The sequence below is a fragment of the Armatimonadota bacterium genome, from assembly GCA_017303935.1.
In the GTDB taxonomy this organism is placed as follows: Bacteria; Armatimonadota; Fimbriimonadia; order Fimbriimonadales; family Fimbriimonadaceae; genus JAFLBD01.
This window is the reverse complement of sequence record JAFLBD010000001.1, coordinates 131,906-154,892: the sequence shown is the minus strand read 5'-3', so window position 1 is coordinate 154,892 and position 22,987 is coordinate 131,906. Positions and strand designations below refer to the sequence as shown.

General features: G+C 53.8%; 19 protein-coding genes. 10 read left to right on the top strand and 9 right to left on the bottom strand.

Features of this window, described 5'->3' with window-relative positions; genetic code table 11:
* Positions 1–20 precede the first annotated feature (20 nt).
* The 4 genes from J0L72_00745 to J0L72_00730 all read left to right on the top strand — a co-directional run bounded on the left by J0L72_00745 (position 21) and on the right by J0L72_00730 (position 3,826).
* The gene (locus J0L72_00745; GenBank protein MBN8689296.1) at positions 21–1,274 is read left to right on the top strand and encodes an aminoacetone oxidase family FAD-binding enzyme; all 1,254 of its coding nucleotides are present in this window, start codon (positions 21–23) and stop codon (positions 1,272–1,274) included.
* A gap of 23 nt (positions 1,275–1,297) precedes the next feature.
* The gene (locus tag J0L72_00740) at positions 1,298–1,891 is read left to right on the top strand and encodes a YHS domain-containing protein (GenBank protein MBN8689295.1); all 594 of its coding nucleotides are present in this window, start codon (positions 1,298–1,300) and stop codon (positions 1,889–1,891) included.
* Between the two features lie 115 nt (positions 1,892–2,006).
* On the top strand, positions 2,007–3,104 hold the full coding sequence (locus J0L72_00735; protein ID MBN8689294.1) for an SLBB domain-containing protein: 1,098 nt from the start codon (positions 2,007–2,009) through the stop codon (positions 3,102–3,104).
* Entirely contained in the window at positions 3,101–3,826 is a 726-nt protein-coding gene (locus tag J0L72_00730; protein ID MBN8689293.1) for a hypothetical protein, read from the top strand. Before J0L72_00735 ends, J0L72_00730 begins: the two co-directional genes overlap by 4 nt.
* Here J0L72_00730 and J0L72_00725 read toward each other — a convergent pair.
* Genes J0L72_00725 through J0L72_00715 form a run of 3 tightly spaced genes read right to left on the bottom strand, consistent with a single transcriptional unit; the run spans position 3,823 to position 7,772 of the window.
* Positions 3,823–5,397 (bottom strand): GAF domain-containing protein, encoded by a 1,575-nt coding sequence (locus J0L72_00725; protein MBN8689292.1) that lies wholly within the window; start codon positions 5,395–5,397, stop codon positions 3,823–3,825. The genes J0L72_00730 and J0L72_00725 overlap by 4 nt on opposite strands.
* Before the next feature lie 9 nt (positions 5,398–5,406).
* Entirely contained in the window at positions 5,407–6,633 is a 1,227-nt protein-coding gene (locus J0L72_00720; protein MBN8689291.1) for an insulinase family protein, read from the bottom strand.
* A 35-nt stretch (positions 6,634–6,668) separates the two neighbouring features.
* A complete protein-coding gene (locus tag J0L72_00715; protein MBN8689290.1) occupies positions 6,669–7,772 on the bottom strand; it encodes a hypothetical protein in 1,104 nt (367 codons plus the stop codon).
* 91 nt (positions 7,773–7,863) lie between these two features.
* Here J0L72_00715 and J0L72_00710 point away from each other — a divergent pair, with 91 nt between their 5' ends.
* Both J0L72_00710 and J0L72_00705 read left to right on the top strand, forming a co-directional pair.
* Complete coding sequence (locus J0L72_00710; GenBank protein MBN8689289.1) at positions 7,864–9,072, top strand: ABC transporter permease; 1,209 nt, start codon at positions 7,864–7,866, stop codon at positions 9,070–9,072.
* Between the two features lie 51 nt (positions 9,073–9,123).
* Positions 9,124–9,873, top strand: coding sequence for an ABC transporter ATP-binding protein (locus J0L72_00705; GenBank protein MBN8689288.1), 750 nt, complete (start codon positions 9,124–9,126; stop codon positions 9,871–9,873).
* On the opposite strand, the gene J0L72_00700 is transcribed toward J0L72_00705, so the two are convergent.
* Together J0L72_00700 and J0L72_00695 are read right to left on the bottom strand one after the other, a co-directional pair.
* Positions 9,870–11,132, bottom strand: a complete 1,263-nt coding sequence (locus J0L72_00700; GenBank protein MBN8689287.1) for a tyrosine--tRNA ligase — start codon at positions 11,130–11,132, stop codon at positions 9,870–9,872. The genes J0L72_00705 and J0L72_00700 overlap by 4 nt on opposite strands.
* 74 nt (positions 11,133–11,206) lie before the next feature.
* Positions 11,207–12,280 carry a class I fructose-bisphosphate aldolase gene (locus J0L72_00695; protein ID MBN8689286.1) on the bottom strand — a complete coding sequence of 358 codons (1,074 nt, stop codon included), beginning with the start codon at positions 12,278–12,280 and terminating at the stop codon, positions 11,207–11,209.
* 58 nt (positions 12,281–12,338) lie between these two features.
* On the opposite strand from J0L72_00695, the gene J0L72_00690 reads away from it, so the two are divergent.
* The gene (locus J0L72_00690) at positions 12,339–13,175 is read left to right on the top strand and encodes a DUF1460 domain-containing protein (protein MBN8689285.1); all 837 of its coding nucleotides are present in this window, start codon (positions 12,339–12,341) and stop codon (positions 13,173–13,175) included.
* Here J0L72_00690 and uvrB read toward each other — a convergent pair.
* From uvrB to J0L72_00675, 3 genes are read right to left on the bottom strand one after another with little or no spacing between them, the layout of a single operon-like run.
* Positions 13,172–15,244: an excinuclease ABC subunit UvrB gene (uvrB, locus tag J0L72_00685; GenBank protein MBN8689284.1), complete on the bottom strand. Its 2,073-nt coding sequence runs from the start codon at positions 15,242–15,244 to the stop codon at positions 13,172–13,174. The two genes, J0L72_00690 and uvrB, sit on opposite strands and share 4 nt — an antisense overlap.
* Positions 15,241–16,059, bottom strand: coding sequence for a twin-arginine translocase subunit TatC (gene tatC / locus J0L72_00680; GenBank protein MBN8689283.1), 819 nt, complete (start codon positions 16,057–16,059; stop codon positions 15,241–15,243). Before tatC ends, uvrB begins: the two co-directional genes overlap by 4 nt.
* A 12-nt stretch (positions 16,060–16,071) precedes the next feature.
* Positions 16,072–17,514, bottom strand: coding sequence for a hypothetical protein (locus tag J0L72_00675; protein MBN8689282.1), 1,443 nt, complete (start codon positions 17,512–17,514; stop codon positions 16,072–16,074).
* 133 nt (positions 17,515–17,647) lie between these two features.
* Here J0L72_00675 and J0L72_00670 point away from each other — a divergent pair, with 133 nt between their 5' ends.
* Together J0L72_00670 and J0L72_00665 are read left to right on the top strand one after the other, a co-directional pair.
* Positions 17,648–19,873, top strand: a complete 2,226-nt coding sequence (locus J0L72_00670) for a UvrD-helicase domain-containing protein (protein ID MBN8689281.1) — start codon at positions 17,648–17,650, stop codon at positions 19,871–19,873.
* Positions 19,874–19,877: 4 nt separating this feature from the next.
* A complete protein-coding gene (locus J0L72_00665) occupies positions 19,878–20,420 on the top strand; it encodes a hypothetical protein (GenBank protein MBN8689280.1) in 543 nt (180 codons plus the stop codon).
* On the opposite strand, the gene lexA is transcribed toward J0L72_00665, so the two are convergent.
* Positions 20,417–21,046, bottom strand: a complete 630-nt coding sequence (lexA, locus tag J0L72_00660; GenBank protein ID MBN8689279.1) for a transcriptional repressor LexA — start codon at positions 21,044–21,046, stop codon at positions 20,417–20,419. The genes J0L72_00665 and lexA overlap by 4 nt on opposite strands.
* 145 nt (positions 21,047–21,191) lie before the next feature.
* Between lexA and J0L72_00655 the strand changes: the two genes are divergently transcribed.
* A complete protein-coding gene (locus tag J0L72_00655) occupies positions 21,192–22,970 on the top strand; it encodes a hypothetical protein (GenBank protein ID MBN8689278.1) in 1,779 nt (592 codons plus the stop codon).
* The last annotated feature ends 17 nt before the right edge of the window (positions 22,971–22,987 follow it).

Genomic DNA, 22,987 nt, shown 5'->3' with positions numbered 1-22,987 from the left:
TCCGGTACCATGTGCTTCGGGTGAAACAGGTTCAAGTGATCGTGGTTGGGGCAGGTGCAGCAGGCATCTTTGCGGCATGGCAAGCAGGCGAAATGGGCGCATCCGTGCTCCTGATCGAAAAGACCGTCCGCGTTGGCACCAAAATCCTGGTCAGCGGGGGTGGAAAATGCAACATCACCCACGGCGGTCCGCTGGAAAATGTCCTGAAGGCGTTTCGCAAAGAGGAATCCATCTTCCTCCGCCCAGCAATGTATCGCTTCACGAATCTCCAGATGATCGACCTGATCAACGAGCTGGGAATAGAAACGTATGAGCGTCCCGACGGCCGCATTTTCCCGGTGGACAAGACCGCTAAAGACGTTGTGGAAGCTCTTCGACAACTGATCAACCACCCGAATATCACGATGCGATATGAAACCGCGGTCACCGGTGTCGCGACCGAAAATGGAAAGGTGGCAGGCATCGAGATCGGAGATGAGTTGATCGCGGCTGATGCGGTCGTCCTGGCGACGGGCGGCAGCAGCTTCCCGAATAGCGGGACGACCGGCGACGGCTACCAATGGGCGAGGCAACTAGGGCACACGGTCGTACCGATCCAGTCTGCGCTGGCTCCGATCTATCTTCGCGAACCGCTTGCCGACTTCAGCGGATTGGCACTCCGAGATATCGTCTGCAAGTGCCGAGTCAACACGAAGGAATCCAGTCGCTGGAGGGGCGACTTGTTGATCACCCATCACGGATTGAGTGGCCCCTGCGCACTCGCGTTGAGCCACGATGCCGCAAGGAACCTGAATCAAAACTCTGTGACAATCGATGTCGATCTGCTGCCCGAGAAGAACTTTGAGGAGATCAACGCGCACTTCATCGAACTTTCACGAAAGCAGCCGCACAACCGGATTGGAAACTGGCTCCAAGACTACGCTCCCGAGCGAGTGATAGAACTGATGCTTGAGCGGTCCGCAATCCCGAGCGATCTCAAATTTGGCCCGATCAGCAAGCAACAACGGCTACAACTTGTGACTCAGATGAAGCAATTTTCCTTTGGCGAGGTCCGGTCGGTGCCGATGGAAAAAGGCGAAGTGGTGGCAGGAGGAGTCTCCCTTAGCGAAGTGGACCCTAAGACGATGCAGAGCAAAATCGTGGCTGGATTGTTCCTGTGCGGTGAAATTCTGGACGTCGCCGGCCCGGTCGGTGGCTATAACCTGCAGGCTGCTTGGTCCACGGGTTATGTCGCTGGACAAAATTCAGCAGGACTTTTCGAACCGATGGGCTAAAATAGGAGTAAGGAAGATCGAACATGATTTTGACAACACTCTTTTCAAGTCTCTTGATGTCTGCGGCATCCAACCCTGTTTGCGCGATCATGGGCTCGCCAGTTCCAGCCGACGCAAAGTTCCACGACTACAACGGCGCGCGATTCTCGTTCTGCTGCGCTGGTTGCGACACCAAGTTTGCAAAGGACCCAATCGCTGCTCTCAAGAACGCCGAGACCAAGAAGTGGGTCATCGGTACCTCGCTATTCAATCCGGTCAGCGGAATGCGATTGGATACCAAGGCTGTCAAGGCCACCAGCGACTACAAGGGAATTCGCTACGTTTTTGCCACCACGGCAGAAAAGGCAACCTTTGATAAGGCTCCTGCAAAGTACGCCGCGATGCCAACCAAGGACAGCTTGACCTGCCCGGTGAGCAAAGAGAAGATCGGCGGTTATGCTGGTGCGTTCAAGTTCGTCGACTACAAGGGCACCCGATATTACATCTGCTGCGGCGGTTGCGCTCCGAAGTTTGAAGCCAATCCGGCCAAGTTTGTTGGTGGAATCGCTTCCACTGTTGGAAAGCCAAAGGTAAGCGACCCAGCACCAGGCGAGTGCAAAGACGAAGAAACGCACTAAGCGAATCGAGTCCATAAGTCCGAAATCCCTACCAGCAAATTTGGCAGGGATTTCTTGTTAATCTAGGTTCCCCGCGAGGGTTTTGAACGTTTAACATATTGGAATGTCGTGGTGGATGCGTTTTTTGTTGGTACTTTGCGTGGCGATTGCTGGAATCACTCTTGCTCTCGCGCAAAATAAGGTCATCCGCCCGAACGATAAAGTACGGGTGACCTGCGAAGAAGAACCTTCGCTGAACCGCGATTATCTCGTTACCGCAGACGGCTTGTTGGTCATGAGCTTCATCGGAGTGGTCAAGGTCTCAGGTTTGACTGAAAAGGAGGCCGCGACGAAGATCGAAGACGAATTGGTTCGGCAGCGCATTCTCCGCAAAGCCACTGTCAACGTGACCTTGCTGACCTCTGAATTTCTTCCCGTTCGATTTTCTGGCGCCGTCAAGAACCCCGGAGAACTAATCTGGGTCGAAAACATGAGGCTCTCAGACGTGGCCGAGCGAGCACAACCGCTCGGGACAGCCGACCTTGAAAAGGTCCGGATCGAATCAAGGACCGGGACAATCTCGATCGTTAACTTCAAGCGATATGAAGGTCGGGACATGACTTTCAATCCAAAGATCGAGGCTGGTGACTTCGTCTTCTTTCCACTCCTCACGCGATCGACTGAGATTTTCGTGCTGGGAGCTGTGCGCAAGCCAGGAGCATACGAACTCAAGCCTGGAATGACCGTTGGCAAGGCAGTCTTGGCTGCGGGAGGATTGTTGGCGACCGCAAATCCTGCCCGAGTCCGATTTGAACGCGAAGGCACAGGCAAGTTCATTAATCTGCTTTCCGCAAAGGACAATGACATCGAACTGAAGGCAGGGGACCGAATCGTGGCCGAACTCGTCAGCAAGCAGAATGTGGTCGTCGTCCTGGGTGGAGTTCGAACGCCAGGCAGCTTAGGATTCTACGACGGGCTCACTCTTGGAAAGGCGATCCAGGCTTGTGGTGGATTGCTTGATGGCGTGAAGCCCGGAAAGGTCAAGGTCACTCGGCGCGACGGTAACAAAACCAAAACGGTTACAGTTGAGTACAACAAGATCGTCGAAGGCTTTGTGGCGGATTACAAATTGCAGATTGGAGACACGATCGAGGTTGCGATGCCGCGCGGATCTCGCCGAAATGATACGTTACTTCCGGCTCTCGGGATTCTGTTCTTCTTGCTCTTCGGATGAGAACTCGCTGGGACAGAACCAAAGGTCGGCCCGAGCCGATTGCAGCGCTCAACCGCGTCATTGAACGCGAAAACGGTGAGCCGCTGGTTGCGCTATCTGAATATGCTCCGAGCCTCCATATCCACCGGGAGCAAGTAATCCCTTACCTTCGCAAATCGGTCGCGCAGATGTGTGAGCGTGCGGCGCAGAGCCTGCCCAGCGGGTATCGACTCGGGGTGATCGATGCGTGGCGCCCGTTCGCCCGACAGGTAAGGATCTACGAATGGATGACCGCCAGTGCGCGCGAAGTCTTCCCAGACCTTCCGTATCACATGCTGAAAAGGCGTGTGAATCGATGGGTCGCACCGATCGACCAGAAGGCTCCTCCGGGCCATTGCACCGGCGCCGCTGTGGATGTGTTCTTGGTGAACAGTCAACTGGAGACCATGGACGTGTGGTCTCCATTCAGCCGATTTCGAGCCGCTCCGACCTACACTCTTGGGCTCACCGAGGAAGCTCAGTTCCATCGCGACCTTCTAGTGAACTGCATGCTGGAACAAGGTTTCTCGAACTGCCGCGATGAATGGTGGCACTACAGCTACGGGGACGCCGGTTGGGCCGTGCGCTCGGGGCTAGATGAGTGCTTCTATGGGTTGGCAGAATTGCCGCCAGAAATGTATGAGCGTGAGGAAGCACTCTGGATCGAAGCCCAGAAGGACCGCAAGAACCCGTTCCTTGATTAATCATTGGTTTGTCGGGTGAACCGGACTTCAGCGACCGCCCAACCATGGCTGTCTTTGAGGGTGAACATTCCACCTAGACCGCGCGCAAGGTTGGTGACAATCTGCAAACCAAGGTGCGCATGGGTCTGAATATCAAACCCCTCGGGAAGCGAATTGCCGCTATTTGCAACCCACAGTGTCACCGTGTCACCGCTCGATTCAAAGGTGACGTGGATCTTCATTTCTTGGCCATTCGCGCCGTGTTCCAGGGCGTTTTGCAAAAGCTCGTTCAACACTAAAGCGATCTGAGTGGCCTGAGTCATCGTCAGCCGAACGTCTTCACCACGGACTTCGAAATCGACCAAGTTTTCAGGGCCGATCATACTCTGCTGAAGGTGCCCCACCAGGTTCTTGGCAATCGTGAGCAGACCCACCCGGTCGAGGTCGTCTCGGCTGAGAAGGTCATGCACCGCGGCAATCGCAAGAATCCGGTTCACCGAATCACTGATCGCGTCTTCAATCGTCGGGTAATGCTTGTGGCGAAGCTGCAAGCGCAACAGCGAAACGACTTGCTGCAAGTTGTTCTTCACCCGATGGTGCATTTCTTGCATCAAGGTGTGGCGAACCTGGAGCTTTGCCCGCTCGATGGCAAATGCCGCTTGCATCGCGATTGTTTCTAGTGAGGTGATCTCGCCCTCTTCAAAGACGTGGGGTGCGTCGGTGTAGCAAGTCAGAACGCCAATCGCCTTGTCTTGCACCGACAGCGGTACGCAGATCATGGAACGAAGACCCTGTTCCGCTGCCAGATCATGACCGATGTAGTCTTCCTCGGTTTGAACGTCCGCGACCACAATCGTGTGCTTTTCCACCACCGCTTTCCCGGCGATAGATTCTCCGACACGGATGCTCCTTTTGCGCTGATATTCGGTGGACTTGGCCTGAGTGGCCCGTAAGACGAGTTCATCAAGCTCTTCATCCAGCAGCCGCACCGTGCAAACTTTGTAATTGAATTGCTCCGCCGTAACGTTCACTAGAAGCTGCAAAATCTCTTCAAGGTACGGGCTAGAGGTGATTGTCTCTGTGACCTGGCTGACCGCGTCCAGGCGATCGTAATTCATGCCGAGCATATAGGCTCGCTTCCATCCCGCAATAATCAGCGCTAGGTCATTCGTGCATGCGCTAACCTGATCAAGATCGACGGATTCGGTCCTGTCGATCCAGCGCATTACAGCGACGCCGATCGCCTGCCCGTCGGCCCTCAAAGGCGAAAACACCGCAGTTCCGAAGGTATCCACTTCAAACCCGGGGTATCGAATCTCCTCTGGATGTGCCTCTCCAAAATGTCGACACTCGACCTTGCCGGAACGAAGCACATGTCCAGTGAGGCCGATTTGGGGGCTGAACTGGATTAGCTCGACTTGCTCAGGTGTCGCCGTGCTAGCCTTCAAAGTGATAGTCTGGGTGTCGGCGAGCAACAGAATGTCCACCGAATCACAACCGGCCTGATTTCGCAACCAATTCGCCGCTTCGCCCAGCAATTCCCCTTCGGAATCGGCGCGGCTCTGCAGCAAAATCAGATCATTGAGTGACATTTCTCTGGTTCAGAATGGGCCGAAGGCCGTCAATCCCACGCGATCAGCCGCGAAAATCTGCGCTGCTTCGTCTCGCACTTGGGTTTCAGTGACCGCTTGGATCTTGGCTAGTGTTTCGTCAATCGGGATATCACGCCCAAAGAACAGTTCGTTCTTCGTCATCCGTGCCATACGAGACGGTAGGCCTTCCATTCGCAAGACTATGGCCCCGCTGATCTGCCGCTTAGCTTTTTCCAGTTCGCCTTCCAGGAATCCATCGTGGATCAACTTGCTAGTCTCGGCAGTGATCAATTCTTGAACCTGTGGCCATGTCGCAAGCCCGGTTCCACCGTAGATGTTGAACGTGCCGCCAGCGGTGTAGCTCGAATTGTAACTCCCGACGCTGTAAGCCAGTCCGCGCCGCTCGCGAATCTCTTGGAACAGCCGGCTACTCATTCCGCCACCCAGAATCGAATCGAGCACGCTGATGGCGTAAACCCTCGATTCATCGTAAATCGAAGCTGAGTCTCCGCCCAAGACAAAGTGAACTTGCTCCACTTCCTTTCGCAATTCTTGTCGCTTCACAACCGACTCGGGGCGGGTCAATTTTGGCGAATCGCCACCAGAGGGAAGCCCGCCAAGGCGTTCTTGAGCGGCGCGATGAATCTGTTCTGGATCGACATTGCCCGCAACCGCCAAGATGAGGTTCTCGCCTCGGTATCGGCGCGCGATGTAGTCCTTCAGGTTTTGCCGAGAAAACGAACTGACAGACTCCGATGTGCCAATAATTGGGCGGCCCAAAGGGTGATGTCCCCACCGAGTTTCAAGATGGACGTCGTGGACATAGCCCTCTGGATCGTCCTCCATTCGCTTGATTTCCTCTAGAACGACACCTTGTTCTCGCTCCATTTCTTCGGAGTCGATGAGCGAGTTGCAAACCATATCCGTGAGAACGTCCACGCCGAGAAGTGCGTCATCGTTCAGAACTCGGCAGTAGTACATCGTCTGCTCCTTGTCGGTAGAAGCGTTAAGCATTCCGCCGCGTTCTTCGATAGCCTCGGCGATCTGCTTCGCGTTCCGCGTTGGAGTGCCCTTGAAGAGCATGTGCTCGATGAAGTGCGTGATCCCACCTTCGGTCTCGGTTTCGTGGCTGCTTCCGGCGCGACACGCGATGCCAATCGTGGCGCTTCGCACCGTGTCATTGGGCTCAACCAGCACACGAATCCCATTAGGGAGAACGAACTTGTGGATACTCACGCTCCCTATTGTGAATCGGAACCTCGCCGATTCGCTTAACTCTTGGGTTTCAGTTTTGCGATTGCTTCATGGACCGCTGGATCAGGAATTTCTATGCTGCTCTTTGCGGTCACCACGACATCCGGCTTAAGCGGATTGCCTTCTAAGCGAATTCCCTTGATAGAAACGTAGTCACTCACCGGATATTGGAGTCGGAATCCCATTTTGAGGGGCGCGAAAACAGACGCCAAAACCGCCCCTGCAGAATCCGATCCCACCAATGGAGCGTTCAAGATTTCGCGTAAGGCATTCGCGACGATCTCGCTTGCGCTACCTGAGCCGCGGTTGATCAACACCGCGATTTTGCCAGCATAAACCGGCTGCTTCGCTTCACCAGTCTTCAACGTGTCTGGGCTCCATTTGGCGATGCTGATGACGTCGAACGGCCCTTCAGGATTGGCCTCTTTGTACTTATCAAACATCCTCCGAGAAACGAATGAGCCGTATGCCGTGGCCTTGGGAAGCATCAACGTGAGCAGGTGTCTTAGGTTCGAAATCGCGCCGCCGCCATTGAAACGCAAATCCAGGATCAGGAATTTCGATTTTGCGGCATCGGCCATGATCTTCTCGACGTCCTGACGGGAATATCCAGTCGAGAATGTTGGCAGTTTGAAAAGCGCGACATCCTCTTCCGGCCAAGTGAGCTTTGCGGGGATGCTTGGCCGAGTGGGTTGCTGCTGCAAAAACAGTTCTGCGAACTGGGGAGCGGGCGTCTCTTCAGGCTTGGCTGGTGCCGTTGTCGGTGAAGATGGAGCGCGGCTCGGAGCCTGTAATCGGATGTGGCTGAACCCAAACTCGCGCAGAGCACGATTGACCTCGGTCGTGAAAGTGGAAATTGTCTCCGCCTTTTCGATCGTATCCTTTCGTTTCTCGACAAAGCCGGACCACTTAGAGAAATCAACATTTGGTACGAAAGCTCGCTTTTCGACAACACCCTTGATTGATTCGAGCACTTCCGCTTTTTCTTCAGCGTTGATCGGAGGACTGACCGGTCTCCGCGGAGGTGTCGGATTCTGTGTTGGCGGCTCTGTCACCGGCACTGTTTGCGCTACGGCAATTCCGGCAATAAGTATCGTTGCAAAAGCGCTCCAGGCTTTCATGAGAGGCTTATACGCTATTTTTGGCTGATTTGGTCACCGAATTAGCAACTTTTTTTGCCTATTCACCACGTAGAATGGGTTGAAACCCCGCATGAAATTCACTGACTCGTTTGAATCCGCGATCTCGGCGCTTGCTGCAAACAAGCTTCGAACGGCCCTCACCATGCTTGGCGTGGTGATCGGAGTAGGTTCAGTGATTTCGATGATCGGTATCGGCGAGGGCACCAAGCGCAAGTCTCTCCAGAACCTGGAAGTGATGGGCGCAAACATGATCACGGTGATGCCGGACTGGCGGCGTGGCGGCCAAAGTCAAGGTGCCGGAACAGGATTTCTGAAAGAAGAAGACATCGCGTCCATTAAGCGCGAAGTGCCAACGGTGATGTTGATCAGTGGCGCCATGCGATCCAACGATACCGTCAAAGTCGGTTCGAACTCCACCCGGACGACCATTCTCGGGGTTGAACCGCAAATGGCGCAGATTCGTAACGCCACCAAGATGCACAGCGGTGCGTGGTTTACTGTCGCCGACAACCAGCTGATGGAACGAAAGGCCGTCCTTGGCTACCAAGTTTATGATCAGCTTTTTGGCGGAGAAAACGCGATCGGCGCGACCATTAAAATCAAAGGCCAAAACTACGAAGTCGTCGGAGTGATCACGTACAAGGGTGGTTCTGGGATGATGAATCCGGACGATCAAATTTACATTCCTCTGCTCACCGCGAAAGAGCGGCTGATGGGAAAAACCACGTTTGACATGATCTCCATGCAAGCGATCAGCAGCGATGTGATGATCGTAACCCAGCAGATGGTCGAAGATACGCTTTACAAGTCTCGCAAGACTGCATCTGGTGACGCACTCTTCCGGGTGTTCAATCAAGGCGAGCAGATCGAAATGGTGCAAGAGCAATCCCGGCTATTAGGTTATCTTCTTGCGGGAATCGCGTCCGTTTCGCTGCTTGTTGGCGGCATCGGGATTATGAACATCATGCTCGTTTCTGTGACCGAAAGAACCCGCGAAATCGGACTTCGAAAGGCTCTCGGAGCAACCAAGCAAGTTGTTCTCACCCAGTTCTTGCTCGAAAGCGTGGTCCTGTGCGTTCTCGGCGGAGCGATTGGAATCATCCTGGGGATCATCGCCACCAACCAGGTAAGTAAGGCGCTGCAAGTTCCGCCAATTGTGAACCTGGGCGCGATCGTGCTGGCCTTCGGATTTTCAGCCTTTGTCGGGCTGTTCTTCGGGATCTTCCCTGCCATGCGGGCCAGCAACCTCCAGCCCATCGAAGCCCTTCGTTCGGACTAATTTGGGCCTAGAGGGCAACCGAATTAGGCCAAAACAACGTACTCTACTATCGTGAGCGATCCCAAGCCAGTTATTGATGTCCGACACCTTTGCAAAGATTACGGCAGGGGCGATACCGTCGTGCATGCTTTGCGAGATGTGAGCGTCACGATTTACGCGGGTGATTTTGTGGCTATCATGGGGCCATCGGGTAGTGGCAAAACGACCTTCATGAACTCGATCGGATGCTTGGACAAGCCGACTTCTGGTGAATACTTCTTGGATGGTCAAGAAGTCGCTCGGCTTCATGAGAATTCTCTAGCCGAAATCCGCAACAAGTACATCGGCTTTGTTTTTCAACAATTCAACCTTCTTCCCCGGCAGAGCGCTCTCCGAAACGTGGAGCTCCCGTTGCAATATGCGGGGATCAAAAACAGGAAGGAGCTCGCCGCGGAAGCGCTCACCAAAGTTGGCCTTGGCCAACGTATGGATCACCGTCCAAACGAGCTTTCGGGCGGTCAGCAACAACGTGTAGCAATCGCGCGCGCTATCGTGAATAATCCTGTGATCATCCTCGCCGACGAACCGACAGGAAACCTCGATTCGCGAACCACTGAGGAGATTCTCGCACTGTTCCAAGAACTCAATCGAGAAGGCCGAACGGTCATCCTAGTCACACACGAAGAGGAAGTCGCGAGCCACTGCAAGCGTGTGATCCGGTTCCGAGACGGTCGAGTCGTCGTCGATGAAAAGGTCGAGAATCCGATTGACGCGCTAGAGCACCTCAAATCGCTTCCCGACCCAGACGCAGTTATTGCCTAACTGAGTTTGAACACGAAGTAGTTCTTCTTGCCTTTTCGCAAGAAGATGTAGCCGCCAGGCAAGACCAACGTTGATTGGATTGTCAATCCAGGATCGGTGACGGGTTCGTTATTTAAGTAGATTCCGCCGGATTTCAGCAAGTCCTTCCCCTGCCCCCGCGAATTCACCAGCCCTGACTTCTCGAGCAAGTCGAGGATCGTCACTTGCCCGATCTGGTCATTCGCAAGTTCACCGCTAGGGACGTCGTCCACAATCTGGCCGATCACTTCACCCGACAAGTTCGCGAGGGATTCGCCGAACATCACCCTGCTTGCAGCCACCGCGTTCTCGAACCCAGACTTGCCATGCACCATCTCGGTCACTTGCTGCGCAAGCACCTTCTGAGCTTCGCGAAGTTCTGGACTCGATTCTGTCTTTTCAGCGATAGCAGCGATCTCTTCTTGCCCCAAGAACGTAAAGAATTTGAGATGAGAAATCACATCTCTGTCTTCGGTGTTCAGCCAGAACTGATAGAACCGGTAAGGGCTTGTTCGCTTCGGATCAAGCCAGACGTTGCCTTGCTCGGACTTTCCAAACTTAGTACCGGAAGAGTTCATCAGCAATGGATAGGTGATACCGTGCACCGATGATCCTGCCACTCGGTGGACCAAATCCATGCCTGCTGTGATGTTGCCCCACTGGTCGCTACCACCGCACTGCAGCTTGCAGCCTTTGGTTTCAAACAGCTTCAAGAAGTCATAACTTTGAAGCAGCATGTAGCTGAACTCGGTGTAGCTGATTCCTACTTCCGACTCCATTCGCCGCTTAACCGATTCCTTGGCAACCATCTGGTTCACCGTGAAGTGCTTGCCGATATCGCGCAAGAACTCGATGTAACCCACGCCCTCGAACCAGTCGTTGTTGTCCACAATCTCCACGCCTGTGGCGCCGCCGACATCCAGCAGCAATTCCATCTGAGCGCGGATTCCAGCCACGTTGGCGGCCACTTCGTCCCGCGTCAGCAAACTGCGCTCGGCGGTTTTCCCACTCGGATCTCCGATCATTCCGGTCGCGCCACCGACCAGCGCAAGCGGTTTATGACCAGCGCGCTGAAGCCTAGCAAGGCAGACCAACGGGAGCAAGCTTCCGACGTGCAGCGAATCGGCGGTGGGGTCAAATCCGTTGTAAGCGGTCACGACCTCCTTCGCCAAAAGTTCTTCCGCGCCGGCGGACTTGTCAAACAACAATCCGCGCCATTCTAATTCCTTCAAAAAATCCATTACTTTTCGTCCATTTCAAAAACAAAACCCTTCGAGCTTGATCGGCTCGAAGGGTTCATCGACTTCGCTGCCAATCAGGCCAGGGTCACGCCCTCGCACAGATAAACGTCTTGAATCGCGTTGAGCAATTGAACGCCTTCGTGCATTGGCTTTTGGAAAGCCTTGCGGCCGCTGATCAATCCCATGCCACCCGCTCGTTTGTTGATCACAGCGGTCATGACGGCATCCTGCATATCGTTTGCGCCGCTAGCTCCGCCAGAGTTGATCAATCCTGCCCGGCCCATGTAGCAGTTTGCCACTTGGTATCGGCACAAGTCGATCGGATTGTCGCTCGAAAGCTTTGAATAAATCCTCTCATCAAGCTTGCCGTAGCTGCTGCCACCAGTGTTCAGCGCCTTATATCCGCCGTTGTTTTCTGGCAACTTTTGCTTGATAATGTCCGCCTCGATGGTCACGCCGAGGTGATTTGCTTGTCCGGTGAGGTCCGCGCTAACGTGATAGTCCACTCCGCCGCTCTTGAACGCATCATTTCGGATGTAGCACCAAAGGATGGTCGCCATTCCGAGTTCGTGAGCGTGCGCAAATGCTGCCGAAACTTCCTGGATTTGACGGGTAGATTCATCGCTGCCGTAGTAGATCGTCGCTCCAACAGCTACCGCACCCATGTTCCAGGCTTGCTCGATGTTGCCGTACATCACCTGATCAAAGCGGTTTGGATAGGTCAGCAATTCGTTGTGGTTGATCTTGACCACGAACGGAATCTTGTGTGCGTACTTTCGGCTCACTGCGGCCAGAACGCCAAAAGTCGATGCCACTGCATTGCAACCACCTTCGATGGCGAGTTTGACGATGTTCTCTGGATCGAAGTAGGCCGGGTTTTTCGCGAAGCTCGCTCCCGCGCTGTGCTCGATGCCTTGGTCAACCGGCAGAATGCTCAGGTATCCAGTGTTTGCCAATCGGCCATTGCCATAAAGCGCTTGCAAACTCTTCAGTGTTTGATTGTTTCGATCGCTGACCGAGAAAATTCGATCAACCCAGTCCGAACCAGGCACGTGCAGGTCGCTTGTGGGAATCGTCGCGCAGGTGTGGTCTAGCAACGGCGCGTGTTCGCCCAAAATCGAAGTGATTTCTGACAATGAAGTCGGCATGTCTCTATTCTAACTGTTTGGGAGCAATTCTTGCGACTGTCATCTGCCAAGATATAGCATGCTACTCATCCCGGCACTTGCGATCTTGGCTTCGGCATCCGGCAATTTTCAAGGCACTGCGAAGTGGGATTCGATCATGAGTCAGTCGCCAAAGCCTCTTTCCACGATGAGTTTTTCGGAGCGATTTGAATACTTCGCACGGTCGTTTGTCGGAACGCCGTATGTCGCTTTCACGCTGGAGCAAGACCCAGGCAATGAGTTTTGTTACGTCACTCTGGACGGATTGGATTGCGTCACTTACATGGAAACCGTCTTTGGATTAGCACGGATCAACTACCGAATGCGCCGGCTTCCAATGCCTTCTGACCTTTTGGGAAAGGTTCAAGAAACGCGTTATCGAAACGGAGTCGTCAACGGCTACCTGAGTCGACACCACTACACCACGGAATGGATGGCGAATAACGCCAAGAACGGATTGGTGATGGACCTGACAAAGAGCCTCCCTGGCGCAAAGCCACTGGTTCAAAAGCTCGACTTCATGAGTACACATTACAAGTCGTACCCAGCTTTAGCAAAGAATCCTGGGCTACTGACAGAACTTCGCTCTATCGAGTCGCGAATATCAAAGCTGCCGAAGTTCTATGTCCCCACAGCGGACGTTGCGAGGGCGGAGGGCAAGCTTAAGTCTGGAGACATCATCGGCATGGTGGACACTCGGGAAGGGCTGGATTACGCTCATGTTGGCGTGATCTTAGTCATCGACGGCGTACCGCACTTTTGCCATGCCAGCAGCGGCCGTCAGAAAGTCATGATCGATGACCGACTCAGCAAGGTGATGGCAAGCGTCAAGAATTGGAAAGGCTTTTCGGTCTCCAGGCCGATCGTCGCTAATTAACGGCGCTTTCGCATCGCAGGATTTCGTCGCTTGTCCTGCCCGATTTTGCCGCCTGTGGTTCCCATGAACTCGCGGAGCTTTTGGATTTCGTCGCGGACTTCGGCAGCCTTTTCGAACATCATGCTCTTAGCGAGGTCTTTCATTTCTTTTTCCATCGCGGCGATCAACAGAGGAATTTCTTCAAGCCGGATCGGTGCGCCGTCTTTGTCGATCTCTCGAAGCGCATCGTCGCCATATTGAGCAGCGATTTCGGCAACTTCATCCGCACTGCGGACGGTCGCTCGCACTTCCTTGACCACCGTTCGAGGAGAGACATTATTCTCTTCGTTGTACTTCGACTGAATCTCTCGGCGGCGATTGGTTTCGTCCAGCGCAAATTGCATCGAGTCCGTCACCCGGTCCGCGTACATGATCACGCGACCATCGGCGTTTCGAGCCGCACGACCAATGGTCTGAATGAGCGAGGTGGACGAACGCAAAAATCCTTCCTTGTCAGCATCGAGAATAGCAACCAGTGTCACCTCAGGAAGGTCGAGACCTTCGCGCAGTAGGTTCACACCGACAATCACGTCGTAAACTCCGAGGCGTAGATCGCGAAGAATTTCTGGACGCTCAAGGGAGTGGATTTCGCTATGAACGTAAGCGACCTTAACACCAAGATCCTTGAGGTAGGTCGTCAAATCCTCGGACATCTTCTTGGTCAACGTCGTGACCAGCGCGCGCTGACCGAGTTTCACCCGCTCTTGGATTTCAAACATGAGATCATCGATCTGCCCTTTGGTGGGGCGGATGTCGATGATGGGGTCGATCACATAAGTCGGGCGAATGATCTGCTGGACGCGATTCGATTCGTTCTGCTTCTCAAAGTCGCTTGGCGTGGCTGAAACGAAGACAACTTGCGGCACACGTGTGAGAAACTCCTCAAACTTAAGCGGGCGGTTATCGAGCGCGCTGGGCAACCGGAACCCATAATCCACAAGCACGCTCTTGCGCTGTTGGTCACCGTTGAACATCGCTCGAATCTGAGGCAAGGTTTGGTGGCTCTCGTCGATAAACACCACCGCGTCACTGGGCAAGAAGTCCAACAACGTATACGGCGGAGTGCCCGGCTCGCGACCGTCAAAATAGCGCGAGTAGTTCTCAATCCCGTTGCAGTACCCGACCTCACGCATCATCTCAACATCAAAGTCGACCCGCTGTCGGAGGCGTTGCTCTTCGAGGAGTTTGCCTTGAGCCTTGAACAGCTCGCACTGGGCGTCGCGCTCGGCTAGGATTTGCTCAATGACCGATTCCATGCGCTCAAACGGCGTGACATAGTGAGTCGCTGGGAAAATACTGCACTTCGAAGGTTCGTCCAGAACTTCTTGAGTCAACGGATCGACAAGCCGAATTCGCTCGACAACGTCGCCAAAGAACTCGATTCTCGTCGCGATTTCTTCGTCTTTGGGCTGGATCTCGAGGGTATCCCCCCGAACTCGAAAAGTACCGCGCTCTAGGACTAGCTGCGTCCGTGTGAACTGCATTCGGATTAATCGGTCCAGAACGTCGTCCATATCGAACGGCATTCCGGTTTCAAAGGTAACCACGCTCTCGGCATAGGTGTCCGGCGAACCCAGTCCGTAGATACAGCTGACCGAGGCAACGACCACCACATCCCGACGCGAGAGGAGCGCTTGAGTTGCCGAGTGTCTTAGGCGGTCGATCTCCTCGTTGACGCTTGAATCCTTCTCGATGTAGGTGTCCGAAGTCGGCACGTAAGCTTCAGGCTGGTAGTAATCGTAGTATGAAATGAAGTACTCGACCGAGTTGTCTGGGAAGAAGGCTCTGAATTCTTGACAGAGCTGCGCGGCCAAGGTCTTGTTATGCGCGATGATGAGCGCCGGGCGTTGAGTCTGCGCAATGACGCTCGCCATCGTGTACGTCTTTCCAGTTCCAGTTGCACCGAGAAGCGTCTGGAACCTGAATCCAGCCTCGATGCCCTCAGAAAGTCCTGCGATCGCCGTCGCTTGATCACCTTTCGGCTCGAATGCGGAGCCTAGTTTCAACGGTGCATCGTAGCGGACGATCATACTTCCCCTTCTACGAGTTCATCTTGCTTTCTCGATTCAATTTTTGCGGTGTGTTTGACGGCAACGACGCTGATCACGAACAGAATGCAAAGTGGGATCGCCATCGTCAACATGCTGATCGGATCGTTACTTGGGGTCAGCACCGCCGCCAGAATGAAGATCACTACCACGGCATGCCGCCACGATTTGTTGAGTGAATCCACCGGGAGCAGCCCAATCTTCGCGAGGAAATAGACCACCAGCGGTAGCTGGAACCCGATTCCAAACGCGAACATCATGTTCACGATGAAGAAGACCAGGGTGCCCGGTTCTTGGATGATTTTCGTGCCCTCGAAGCTCTCCAACGCAATGCTGGCGAACCAGTTCATCGTGGTCGGGATGATCAGCCAACAGAAGAAGCATCCAAGAGCGAATAGAAAAACGCTCAGCGGCCCAACGATCTGTAAAGGCTTCTTCTCGTTTTGCTTCAGGCCGGGCGCGATGAATCCATAAATCTGAAGAATGATGTACGGTAGCGCGACGACGAGCCCGAGGTAGAAGCTGAGCTTGAGCTTCAGCATGAAGGCATCAGTGATGCTTCGAAATGCTTCCGAATAGTTTGCCTTGATCTGCGGCGGGAGTCCGATTTCCGCCTGACGTGTTAGCAGAACATAGAGCGGATCGTGTACGAACCAAGCGACGCACCACGCCACTCCGAGCACGATCAAAGATCGAATGATCCTCGTTCGGAGTTCGTCGAGATGCTCGACCAAAGACATACGAAACTCTTCAGGATCACCTGAAGAGTTTCGAGATTGAAGTAGGCGCGCTAGCACGTTGCCCTGAGTTTACTCAAGGATCATGGTGTACATCGTGCGCTGTCGAATGACGCGGGTTCCGCCGCTACCTCGGCTTCCGCCACCGCCACCGGCTGCGTTTGTACCACCGCCGCTACCGCCTGGCTGCCGGCGACCTACGCCACCTCGGCTTTGATAGATCGTGTTGTCAAAAATTGCACCGGTGCCCAAGCTATAGGAATCGCCGTAAATCGACTTCAGATCCATGCCTTGGTTGGCACCACCGCCGTTACCTTGGCCTTCTTGGCCTGGCCGACCTGGGTTTCCGCCACCTTGAGTTCCGCCTCCGCCACCGCTAGGTTGAACTCTCACGCGCATGACGGTGACAAAGTTTCGCTCAATCTTAATTGGTACACCGAGATCGAGTGCGAACCAGTAGTACTCTTTGTATTCTTGGACAGCGCTCTTTGGATCGCCCTGAGCCATCGACACTAGAACCTTGGCGCATGGTCGTCCTCGCTCAAATTCGATGCCCTGGAGTTCGCCACGTGCTTGACCAAGCGATGTGAACTTCAAGAACTCATCGCGCTTGTCCAAGTTGAGGTCTGCATTGGCAACTGCTGCTGGGAACGGAACGCCGTTTGGCTTGACGCCGGCTGCAGGAAGAATTGGCATTGGGAACAGAGCGAACAGATCGAGTCGGTTGAATTCACCAAAGCTGGTTTCGCTTGCCGCATAAGTCGGAATAGAACCAAAGATTTCGCGGCCTGTATCAGTGATGCGCATGTAGAGCGGGTGCATCTCGTAGTCCATGTACTTCTTTGGCTTGGTTTCGCCTGCAACCGTTAGGTAAGCGTAATCTTTTCCTCGTTGGGTCAGAGGCTGCATCAGCAGCAAGGATTCTTTGGTGCCGTTCGAATTCGAATAGGTGTTCATCACGGTGAACCGGTATCGAAGGCTTTCACCGCCCAAGTCGATAGTGCCACCCTGGCTACCCATTTGATCCTGTGTTTCGGTCAGCGATTGAACCGAAGACTTGAACTGGACGTTATAGACGTATTCCTGATTCGGAAGGAATTTGTATCGCAGCCGAAGGCCCGAAGCTGGAATGTTGATCGAACCCGAATTGTCCAACCGGACCACAACCGAAGTCTTGCCCATTGGAGTGGTGCGGCGATTGTCTGCGGCATAAAGAACGCACTCGATGGTCATTTGACCATCAGGAATTCGGCGGCCCTTGGTGTCCAGCTTGTAGATGAAATCGCGTGAATCGGTGTTGACGCCGCTGAAAGGCGAAACGGCTTCAAGGAATCGGCCATTGACCCAGATGCCTACAAATCCGGCTCCTTCTGGAATCGCATTGCGCGGAATGCGTACTTCAACGGTTTCTCGGACCACTTGTCCGTCCGCGGGTCGTCGGATGGTAAACCCGCTTTGCGCCATCGTGATGGCTGTCATCGTAACCAGTGCTGCCGTTAGAAAAATTCGCTTCATTTAGAATTTGTCTCCAACCAAAAACTTGCGGTTGTATTGCCGGAATTCACCCGACATTTTGTCAGACGCAAACAAGCCCATATTCGTTACAGGCCACATTCGCGGTTTGATCTCCCGTCATAATACATGATTCATGGTGGCCACACTTGACCTTGATTCTTTGAACCCCCAGCAACGTGAGGCCGTCGAATGGCCGGGTGGCCCATTACAGATTTTTGCTGGTGCTGGATCAGGCAAAACGCGGGTCATCACCTACCGAATCGCCAAGCTCATCGAAGATGGATGCCGGCCGAGCCGCATCATGTCGGTCACCTTCACTAATAAAGCCGCCAAGGAGATGCGCGAGCGTCTAGAAAACCTGATTGGAAGCGAAGCACGTGACCTTTGGATGGGGACATTCCACTCCACCTGCGCAAAGCTCCTGCGAATGTACGGTGAAGAAATTGGACTGAGCCGAGATTTCGTGATCTACGACGATGGCGATCAAGTGGGGTTGGTTAAGGACTTGCTCCGGCGCCTCGATATTGACGAGAAAACGACGCAACCTCGTGGTGTGCTGCATGAGATCAGCCGGGCGAAAGAACGGCTGGAATCCCCCGAAAAGTACGCCGAATTCGCTGCCGGATATCTGGAAAAGACGGTTTCGAAGGTCTATGCACTTTATCAGCGAGAACTTAAAAAGGCGAATGCGCTCGACTTTGATGACATCCTCATGTTGGCGGTCGAACTTCTGGAAAAGAGCACCGAAGTTCGCGAGCGGTTGCAGGAGCGGTTCCTACATGTTCTCATCGACGAGTACCAGGACGTCAACTTCGCGCAGTACCGATTTGCCCAACTCATGACCGGCAAGCACCGCAACATCACGATCGTGGGTGATGACGACCAGTCGATCTATTCTTGGCGCGGAGCGGATGTCTCGTTGATGCTGCGATTCAGCTCAGATTACAAAGACGCCAAGGTCATCACGTTAGCCCAAAACTACCGTTCAACTCAGCGGATTTTGAGCGCGGCATACGATGTCATCCGGCACAACAAGGGCCGAGCGGAGAAGCAGCTTTGGACCAGCAACACGGAAGGCGCACCACTCACCGTGAGCGAAGCTGGCACCGACAGCGAGGAGGCGATGGTTGTTGCCGATTCGATCGTAAACGCGGTTCGCGCTAACAGAAGATCCTACGGTGAGTACGGAATTCTGTATAGAACCAATGCCCAAAGCCGAGTTCTGGAAGAAGCGTTTGTCACCATGCGAATCCCGCATGTTTTGATTGGCGGGCAGCGATTCTACGAGCGCAAAGAGATCAAGGACATGATCGCCTACTTGCGATTGCTCCTCAATCCGGTGGATGGCGTTTCATTGAAGCGCGTGCTGAATGTGCCCGCACGCGGGATCGGTGCCGGGACGCTTTCTGTGCTGGAAGATTGGGCAGTAGAGCGAAACTTGACTATCTGGGATGCCGCTCGTGATCAAGCGGTCCAAAGCCAGATCATGCGGAAAGCACTGACTGGAATCAACCAGTTCTTGGGGATTCTTGACGAGGGTCGCGAGATGATGGAGACTGCAAAGGTCACCGAGCTCCTGACATTCGTGATGAAGGCGTCTGGATACCTGGATATGCTCAAAGCGGATCGAACCGAGGAGTCGATCGCGCGCATGGAGAACCTCCAAGAACTGCTACAAGTAACCCAAACCTATGATGGGCTGGAAGAAGAAGGCGGCCTAGCAGGATTTCTTGAGAACATCAGCCTGATTGCCGACACGGATAACTTGACTGATTCTGGAGAGGCAGTGACCTTGATGACCATGCACAGTAGCAAAGGTCTCGAATTCCCTGTAGTTTTCGTTGTCGGGCTCGAAGAAGGCGTTTTCCCTCACTCACGTTCGATCGGTAACGAGAAAGAGATGGAAGAGGAACGCCGCCTGTGCTACGTGGCGATGACCCGCGCGAGGGAGGAGCTTCATTTGCTCCACGCTGAGCGGCGGTCGATGTTCGGTACTGCAAACTTCAATCGGCGATCGCGATTTTTGGACGACATCCAACAAGAAGGGCTGAGTTCGCTGGTCCAACGCCGGACGCACAACGTGCCGGGATTGCAGCGCGAAGTGCGCTCCGACCGCACGGGGCAGTACCGCGTTGTGGACCGCCCGATGCCAAGTTCAGACATGGCTGTGGTGAAAAAGCCGGATTGGAAGGCTCCGTTTGAAATTGGTCAGCGGGTGAGCCACGTCAAATTTGGTGAGGGCGTCGTCATTTCTTGTAGTCCGCTCAAGGGTAACGATGCCGAAGTGTCGGTTGCATTCCCTGGAATTACTGGCGTCAAAAAATTGGTGCAAAGCCTTGCGAAACTGGAAGCTGTTTAGTCTTTTGTCGATCTGTTTTCTTGCTGGTTGCCGTTCGGTGAGTCTGGCGGGCATGCCGCTGAGCAAGGATGCCGAATGGGACTACACCTACTCCGCCAAGATGCTCACGGGAGTCGAATCGGTACGCGTGATCAACGAATCGTCGATTGACGGTCACCCTGCCTACAACCTATCTGGCCCGATGGGGCGTTCGCGAATTGCCTGGATTGGCGACAAACTTGTTGCGGCCGAACTCAGCGGTACACGATTTTTCCCACCGATCACGCTTCTCGCACCGGGAAGAAAGGGAGAATTGCCAACCTGGCAAGGCTCAATCTCTTCTGGAGGAACCTCGAGCCCCGCTAGCGCACAGATTTCCCAGGAATCCTCGACGTTTTCACTCGGTGGACGTAAGTACAGTGCCACGGTGGTCGTGCACCGAATCACATACGGTTCGAGCAACCTCGAGGTGTCAACGACTTATGCCGATGGCCTCGGAATAGCGCAACAAGTCAGCCGGCGAAACGGCCAATTCGTCAGCAGCCTCGAATATCTAAAGGGGCCCTAGAACGCCATTCCAGCGTAGTCTCGCAGCAGACCTACAACGCGTCCAACGACACGGGCATCTTCCTGTTCGACAACGATCGGGTCGTATGCAGGATTCGCCGCGACCAATCGAATAGCGTCGCGATCAAAGTGAATCCGCTTCACGGTAGCTTCGTCTCCAAGCAGAACTGCGACGAGATCGCCGTGGTTCGCCGAACTTTGGGGACGAATCACCACCAAATCGCGCGGAAGAATGCCCTCACCGTTCATCGAGTCACCTCGCACACGAAGAAGGAACGCGTTTTCGATATTGCGAACCATCTCAGCGGGGACTGGAATCAAATCCTCAACCTGCTCTTGGGCAAGAATTGGAACACCCGCAGCAATTGTTCCTAAAAGCGGGAGCATTACCGACCGATTTTGCGTTTGATAGGTCGGATGAATGATTCGAATCGATCGAGGCGTGTTTGCACGGCTGATGAAACCCTTTCGCTCCAAGGCGTCAAGGTGGACCGTCACGCCACGCAACGAACCGATGTCGAATTTCTTTCCGATCTCTCGAATCGACGGCGGATATCCCTCGTTTTGGGTGTATTCCAAAATGAATTGGAGAATCTCTTCTTGTCGTTTTGTAGGTCCTTTTGCCATGGGGTTCGATCCTATAGACGGGCCAAACATGTCGAAGTTTGCACCGAATAAGCTACTTTATGTCTACCATATTACACGTTCTTGCAACGATTGCGCAACTGCGGTGCCATAATCAAACACTTCACCTTCTAAATTAGGAATTTTCATGTCAATTACTTCTGCTCGTAATTTTTTTGAGAAATCAGGCTGTGGCACAATTGTGGCGATCGGCTTGGTTGTCGTGATGGCACTTGGTGTCGCTAGCCAATGTAACTTGGGTAGCCGAGCTAGTGACGCGAACAATCCCCAGCCTGGTGCCAACGCGGCAGCAGATGTCGTCGCCAAGGCAGGTGGATACACGGTTTCCGCTCAGGCAATCTCCGAAGCTTATGACAAGAACATCGCGATGATGGACCAAAATGGCCGCGCACAAGCTGGAGCATTTGGCGTTTACGAAGGAATTCCGGCGAGTGTTCGTGCTGAAACGTACATGAACACCGTTGCTGAACTGATTGACGGTGCGGTGAATTTGAACCTGGCTCAGAAAGGAGGAGTCGTCCTCACGACTGATCAAATCGTTTCAACGTTGAGCGCGGACTTGAAGACTCAGATCGACCAAGTTCGAGCACAAATGCAGCAAGAAGGCAAGCTCAAAGCGGGAGCCACAGACGCCGAGTTTGAAACTGCATTCAAAGCACAGTTTGGTCAGAGCACGGCTGACATCATGGCCAGCAAGGCAAATGAAGTAAAGGCACTTCTTGCGACCGAGCCCGGAAAACTCGCTCTCGGTGGACGCGCTTCTTACCTAGCGCTCGTCGACAAGAATGCGAAGGCGATGAACATCCCGAAGGAAGAGCTCGATAAGATGTTCTATAGCGTCAAGCTCAAGTCGATTTTGCTGAAGGAAGCGATTGGTCAGGACCGAATGGCAGAAGCACAAAAGGTTTACGACGAAATCAAGTCCGGCAAGATCACCTTTGAAGCCGCGATGGACAAGTACTCCGATAATCCAGCCGAAAAGGGCAAGGCTAAGCGAGACAAAGTCGACATTTTGGCGTACCAATTCCTTCTGATCGACAAGGATTACGGCCCGGTCAAGGATCTAAAGCCTGGTCAGATGTCCAACGTGATCAAGGGTGCTGACGGCCCAATCATCTATAAATATATCGAAGAAACCGATGGCAAGCCAGCTGACTTTAACTCGCGAGTCGAATTCTATAAAGAAAGCCATGCGAAGTTCAAAGCGAACGTGGCTTACAACAAGGATCTTGAAGCCGCTCGGCAAGAAGTTGAATTCCCTCACCCAGGTTTTGGATCCATTTTCATTCTCAAATCGCAATTCGCTCGGCTCAAGGTCCAGCCGGATCAGCTATTGAAGGCCTACCAAAGCGGAAAGGCGGCTATTGGAATCGATTCACAGGCTGGTGCGATCGGCGCATACATCGCTGGGCTGAGACTTCAAAAGCTCTTGCCTGGCAAGCCTGGAACACCGAGTGCGCAAGAACTCGCCGAAGCTGGCGCGCGCTACGCTGATATGTTTGATGGCCCTGCCATTCGGCTCGAGATGGTCACTCAATTTGTGAAGCTCAAGAGCAAGGAAGCCGGCAATCAACTTCTGAAGGCGGCCCAATCCAACAGTACCTACGGACCTCAAGGATTGGACTTCAACAAGAAGATCTTTGCCCAACTCGACGAGCTCAAGAAGGCCGGTTTGATTGAACCAGCCACCGTCAAGGAAATCGAAGCGGTCCAAGCCAAGTGGCTTGCAGACAAGAAGGCCGACGACGAAGCCCGCAAGAAGGCCGCTACTGAAGCCCAAGCCGCAGAAGCCAAGGCTCAAGCTGACGCAAAGGCCGCCGAAAAGGCGGCAGCAGCAAAGCAGAATGCTGGTCCTTCATCAGGCGACTTGAGCCGAAGTGCACCGCCAGTCAAAACTGGAAATTAAATCTCAACAAGCGACCC